Annotated in this window: 7 protein-coding genes; all 7 read right to left on the reverse strand. The window is 43.8% G+C overall.

All coding sequences use genetic code 11. The features are described from left to right. Nucleotides 1–47: 47 nt before the first annotated feature. Nucleotides 48–317, reverse strand: a complete 270-nt coding sequence (locus tag RDS42_RS11455) for a hypothetical protein (RefSeq protein ID WP_308783785.1) — start codon at nt 315–317, stop codon at nt 48–50. Next, entirely contained in the window at nt 310–1,308 is a 999-nt protein-coding gene (locus tag RDS42_RS11460; protein ID WP_308783786.1) for a ParB N-terminal domain-containing protein, read from the reverse strand. The genes RDS42_RS11455 and RDS42_RS11460 overlap by 8 nt, the downstream gene beginning before the upstream one ends. Then, complete coding sequence (locus RDS42_RS11465; RefSeq protein WP_148446718.1) at nt 1,298–2,083, reverse strand: ParA family protein; 786 nt, start codon at nt 2,081–2,083, stop codon at nt 1,298–1,300. Before RDS42_RS11465 ends, RDS42_RS11460 begins: the two co-directional genes overlap by 11 nt. 14 nt (nt 2,084–2,097) lie before the next feature. Beyond that, a complete protein-coding gene (locus RDS42_RS11470; protein ID WP_173744265.1) occupies nt 2,098–2,418 on the reverse strand; it encodes a SymE family type I addiction module toxin in 321 nt (106 codons plus the stop codon). 122 nt (nt 2,419–2,540) lie between these two features. Continuing rightward, complete coding sequence (gene rlmD, locus RDS42_RS11475; RefSeq protein ID WP_308783787.1) at nt 2,541–3,998, reverse strand: 23S rRNA (uracil(1939)-C(5))-methyltransferase RlmD; 1,458 nt, start codon at nt 3,996–3,998, stop codon at nt 2,541–2,543. Nucleotides 3,999–4,003: 5 nt separating this feature from the next. Continuing rightward, a complete protein-coding gene (locus RDS42_RS11480) occupies nt 4,004–4,951 on the reverse strand; it encodes an HD domain-containing protein (RefSeq protein WP_308783788.1) in 948 nt (315 codons plus the stop codon). Nucleotides 4,952–4,964: 13 nt separating this feature from the next. Further along, a partial coding sequence (locus RDS42_RS11485) for a S1C family serine protease (protein WP_308783789.1) occupies nt 4,965–5,842 on the reverse strand: 878 nt, incomplete at its 5' end.

Raw genomic sequence — 5,842 nt, forward strand, 5'->3', positions numbered from 1 at the left:
AATAATAAGCTGCCTTATCACAAGCCATCTCTTCTGAAATCGTTAAATTATTTTCTCCCACCTATCTGCCATTTATCATGTCTCTTAATACTCCGCACAGCCTGCCGCAGCGTATTACTGCGGCCATGCTGATGATACGGATGAGACACCTTATGTTTATGAAATATGATACAGGATCCCATCAATGGATATTCCGGATTATGTATATACCACATATGCCTTGTGTTCCGGGACATGATGGTCACATCCCGGTCATCCATATAAATAATCTCAAAATACCCTGAATCCAGACATTCAAGATCTTCTCTGCTAAACACCTGCTGCCTCCTTTCCAAAATACCCTTCCAGTGCTTTCTCCATGATTTCCTGCACTGCTCCGGCATCCATCTGTCCAAAATACTTCTCATACAATTCCATCGGCAGCTTCACAGACACACTCTGCGGCTTCTTCTGTTCTTTACCCGCCAGAACACTCTCAACCGCCTCTTTCGTAATGTCCTTTCCCATTTTCCGCAGTTCCACTGCCTGCTTCGGTTTCAGTTTCTTTCCCTCAGCCTCTGCCACCTGCTGGATCATCTTCTGCATCTTCACATTCAGATAAGACAGATCCACAGCGGCTACCATTGCCAGCGTCCCCTTATCAACGGCATCCTTAAACTCCGGAATCAGCCGGTCCAGCCGCATGTATCTGGCAATATTCCTTCCAGTCATTCCATATTCCTCACCAAGTCCATCACGGCTTTTCTGTGACTTGTGGACATCATGTCCACAGGTTCTCTGTCTGGACTTGTGGACATCGTGTCCACAGGTTTCTTCCAGAGCCTCAATCTCCTGCCGAATATCATTTCGTTTCCCCTGACTGCTTATCTTTTCATAACGTGCCACCAGCACTGCTGCCTTCTCTGATGGAAGCAGTTCTGCAAAAGATCTCTGCAACAGGTTTGTCTCGATCACATATACATAAGCATCCTCATCAGACAGATCTGTCTTCACTATCGCCGGCACTTCCGTCAATCCTGCTATCTTCGCCGCATTGGTTCTGTTATGCCCTGCAAGCATCTCATACCCCCTTGCAGCCTTCCTCACGATCACCGGATTCAGCACACCATACGCCCTGATGCTCTGTACCATATCTTCCAGACGGTCTCCCTCATACAGCCGGAATGGATGATCATAAAACGGATGGATTTCCTCAACAGGAATAGAAACAATCCCGTTCACAGCCACTGACGTATCCTGCACCGGATCCTCAGCAAGAAGATCCAGTGCGTCCTGAAATACTTTTCTTTTTGGTGCATTAGCTTTCATCCCCAGCCACCTCCTCTGCCAGATTCCGGTATGCTTTACAAGCCTTATTCTCCGGTGCATACTCCAGAAGCGGCTCACTGTAATAAATTGATTCTCCCACCTTTACTGTATTCGGTATGATGCTCTTGAAAATTCGGATCTGTCCATCAAAAGTTTCCGTCAGCTGTTCTGTGATTACCTTGCAGAGATTTGTTCTTGCATCACACATAGTCAGCAGGATTCCTGAAATCTGCAGGCGGTCATTCAGTCTGCTTCTGACTTTCTTCACTGTCCGGATAAAATCCTGCAATCCCATCATTGCCAGAAGCTGCGGATTGACAGCAATAATCACCTCATCAGCCGCCGTCAGTGCGTTAATCGTCAATGTTCCGAGCGATGGACAGGTATCTACAATAATATAGTCATACAGCCCTCTCAGCGGCTCTAGAATGCCGGTCAGCATCTTCTCTGAACCCATCTCCATCCGCAGCTTACTGTCCACTGCTGAAAGCATCATGGATGATGAAATAAAGTCCACGCTATTTCTGCTCTGAATAAACTCTGACAGATCCGGCATTTCCTCATCTTCCAGCCGATTCATCATCAGATGTCCAATCGTCACCGGCACAGCCGCAGGATCTTCAATTCCGAAGCAGGTTGTCAGATTTGCCTGGCTGTCAAAATCAACAGCCAGAACCCTTTTTCCCATCTCAGCCAGTGAATAAGCCAGGTTCCAGGAGCTGGCAGTCTTGCCAACTCCCCCTTTAAATGATCCGCACATGATAATTCTTGCCATACTTTCTCCCCCTCTCATGCTTTCTTTCCATAACAGCCAGCACTCTGCTCTGCCACATATTTTGCAGTAATTTCTTCTTTTTCATTCTGGTATCTGATTTTCAGTTTCTTAATCTCCTCATCCATAAATGCTGTTTTTGCTTCCTGCTCCTGTGCTTTATTCACATCCGGCGTGATAATCAGCTGACCCTTTTCACATTTCACCTGCACATAATCCCCAAGATGAAAGCCCAGTTCTTCCAGCCACTTTCCTTTTAATGTAATCGCCGGAACTGTCTCATATTTATAACCGCTCTGTCCACAAACCTTCATATTTCTTACATTTTTCTTTGCCATAGAATTGACTCCTTTCAGACTTGACTAATAGATTTTTAGATAAAAAGAAAAAGCCGCTGACACGTTATCTTCTAACGCATCAACAGCTTCTGTCTTGCTTCGTTTCAGTGTATTATTCGGTTTTATTTAGGCTCTTTACCATCTTTAATACGGTAGTAATCATCCATATCCACGCTGAGTTTTACCGTAGTATCTGGTTTTCGGTTGCTCAAGAGGCACACAGTTTCAACATGCACCGTCATAGGGAACATGTCCACCGGGCACACCTTCTCCAACTGATATCCTTTCTCACATAAATATTTCAGATCTCTTGCCAGCGTCGCCGAATCGCAGCTTACGTACACCACTTTCTCCGGCTGCATTTCCACTATAGTATTAAGCAGAGTTTCATCGCAGCCTTTTCGAGGAGGATCTACAACGATCACATCCGCTCTGGCATTTTTCCCCGGATGCTCTTTTGCATACCTGTCATAGTAATCCGGAAGGATCTCCTCTGCTTTTCCTACAAAAAATTCCGTATTTTCAATATGGTTCAGGTCGGCATTACGACGGGCATCCTTAATAGCTGCCGGAACAATCTCAACGCCACGTACATACTTTGCTTTTTGAGCAAGAAAAAGAGAGATCGTTCCAATGCCGCAGTAAAGATCCCAGACAGTCTCCTTTCCATGAAGATCTGCATATTCCAGTGCTTTGGAATAGAGCTTCCAGGTCTGCTGTGGGTTTACCTGATAAAAAGAAAGAGGAGAAATCTGATAGGAAATATCTCCTATTTTATCTGTGATATATTCCTGGCCCCAGAGAAGCTTCAGCTGGTCTCCAAGTATCACATTATTGCGTTTTTTATTGATATTCAGTGAAATGCTGGTCATTCCCCTGATTTCCCGAAGGGAATCTGCCAATTCCTGCTGATGAGGAATTGATGTTCCGTTTATGATCACACAAACCATCAGCTGACCTGTATAATAGCCGCATCGGGTAAAAATATGGCGTACTAATCCTTTCCCTGATTCTTCATCATACGGCTCAATATGATACTTTTCCATATGGGAGACTACCCGATCCAGAATTTCTCTGTTCTCAGGTATACCAAGGGCACAGTCACGGTTTTCGATAATGCTATGAGTACGGCCGGCATAAAAGCCAGTAATGATACGGCCTTCTTTATTTTTTCCTACAGGAAACTGGGCTTTATTTCGGTAATGAAAAGGATCTTCCATACCGATAATCGACTCCATTGGAAGGTTTGTGAATCCTCCAATACGTTCCAGATGACCTCTGACTTTTTCTTCTTTAAATGCAAGCTGCTTTTCGTAAGATAACTGCTGAAGCTGGCATCCGCCGCACTGACGGGCCGAAGGACAGATTGCTTCTGCTCTGTCGGGTGATGGCTTCAGAATCTCCATTAATCTCCCATATCCATAGTTTTTCTTTGCTTTCATAATTTTTGCAGTCACCTGGTCTCCAATAACTGCGTCCTTTACAAAAACAGTGAAGCCATCAGCTTTGCCGATGCCTTCACCATTTGTACCGCAGTCTACAATATCCAGCGTGACCATATCATTTTTACGATATTCCATAAGGATCACACTTCTCCTGTTCTTCTTAAATTTGATTCAAAAAGGCGGTTATATCCAAGCCATTCTTTTTTTCCTTTATCTGCTGCAAAAACTTCCGTCAGTGTTTCCATACGGGCATCTGTATTATCTGCCAGATTTAATGCTACTGCTTCCGCAAGGGCCGGTTTCTTTGGAGATCCATATTCCAGCTCACCATGGTGGGAAAGAATACAATGTACCAGTTCATTTTCCAGCACCTGCGGAAAATCCGGAATCTCACGAGCCAGGTCATGGATCATCTGTGCACCAATGATAATATGGCCTAACAACTGGCCTTCATCTGTATAATCGTTCTGTGGAAAAGCAGAAAGCTCTCTTGTTTTGCCGATATCATGAAGCAAAGCTGCGGAAATAAGCAGATCTCTTTTCAAAAGAGGATAGGCTCCTGCCATATAATCACAGAGTTTCGCAACGCTTAATGTATGCTCCATCAAGCCTCCAATAAATCCATGATGGACTGTCTTTGCCGCGGAATGTCCCTGAAAGCTTCTGATAAAATCTGTATCTTCTACAAACAGTTTTTTAAGGATTGCAGAAAGATATGTATTCTTTACCGTATCGATCAGTCTGCAAAGCTGCTGATACATATCATCTGTACTGTTTTCGCTTACTGGAAGATAATCTGCAGGATCATACTCCCCTTCTCCGGCCTTGCGGACACGCTTGATATTTACCTGCATTGCCCCTGCAAAGCTTGTTACATCGCCAACCACATCTATGTAATCCAAAGCATCAAACTCATCAATCCCAAGAGAATTCGGATCCCATATTTTTCCGTCCAGTACCCCGGTTTTGTCCTGAAGTATGATACTGTCGTATGGTTTTCCATTTTTTGTCATAGCTGACTGCTTCTGTTTGCAAAGATAGATTCCACTGATTCTGTCTCCTTCATGTAACTCATTGATAAAACGCATTTTTTCTACCTTTCTATTTTTCTTTTATTAATATATTTAATTCTACGTCTACATACTCCTCCGCAGGACTTTTTCGATACAGGGTGACCTCCATCCGGTCTCCCGGCTGCTTATTCTGTAAGACCCTACTGTACTCATCCATGGTAAGAACCCTCTGGTCTCCCACCTTGTACAAAATGTCACCGCTCTGTATTCCTGCATTCATAGCCGGAGAGCCCTGTTCCACTCTGTCAACAAAAATCCCCTGGGGAATATTCAGCTGTTCAGACTGCCTTTTAGAAATAGTGGTTCCTCTTATTCCAGTATAGCAGATAGGTTCCCCATTAGAAAGCTTCTCCAGAAGACATTTGATTTCTGCTACAGATACCGCTCTCAAAACTGTATTCTCCTGATTATCATTAGAAATAATAATTCCGGTCATCCTGCCGTTCATATCCAGCAGTACGCCTCCGCCTTTTTGTGATCCGGCCATATCAGTAGTGATCAAAGCATATTCATCATCTGCTATGTTCAGTTTTCCGGAAACAGATGTAATGCTTCCATATATTAAAGCATTCATATCACCTGCAGGACTTCCAATTGCAATAACTGGCTGTGTCTGTTCCTGATTATCTTCTGAAGACAATGGTACTGCCGGTATGTTTTCCCATGTCTCTTCATCTATATTTTCTATTGGAACACGAATCACTACAAGATTTGTTCTGGAATCTGCTCCGCATAATTCTCCTTCTGCCGATTTCCCGTTAGAAAAAGTAATCCTGAACTTTTCTATTTCTTCCAGACGATCAGATGTTGTTACTATATAAAAACCATCCTTATTTTTAATAAATACAATCCCCCCTTCATCTCCGAAGGTGAGAAGAGAAACATCCAGAAGATCCGAATCTCCTG

This window comes from uncultured Blautia sp. (assembly GCF_902497045.1).
Lineage (GTDB): Bacteria > Bacillota > Clostridia > Lachnospirales > Lachnospiraceae > Blautia_A.

Excerpts from the sequence above, each read along its gene's own strand:
- RDS42_RS11465 (WP_148446718.1), bottom strand. The coding sequence starts at position 2,083 with ATGGCAAGAATTATCATGTGCGGATCATTTAAAGGGGGAGTTGGCAAG.
- RDS42_RS11470 (WP_173744265.1), bottom strand. The coding sequence starts at position 2,418 with ATGGCAAAGAAAAATGTAAGAAATATGAAGGTTTGTGGACAGAGCGGT.
- RDS42_RS11480 (WP_308783788.1), bottom strand. The coding sequence starts at position 4,951 with ATGCGTTTTATCAATGAGTTACATGAAGGAGACAGAATCAGTGGAATC.
- RDS42_RS11460 (WP_308783786.1), bottom strand. The coding sequence starts at position 1,308 with ATGAAAGCTAATGCACCAAAAAGAAAAGTATTTCAGGACGCACTGGAT.
- rlmD (WP_308783787.1), bottom strand. The coding sequence starts at position 3,998 with ATGGAATATCGTAAAAATGATATGGTCACGCTGGATATTGTAGACTGC.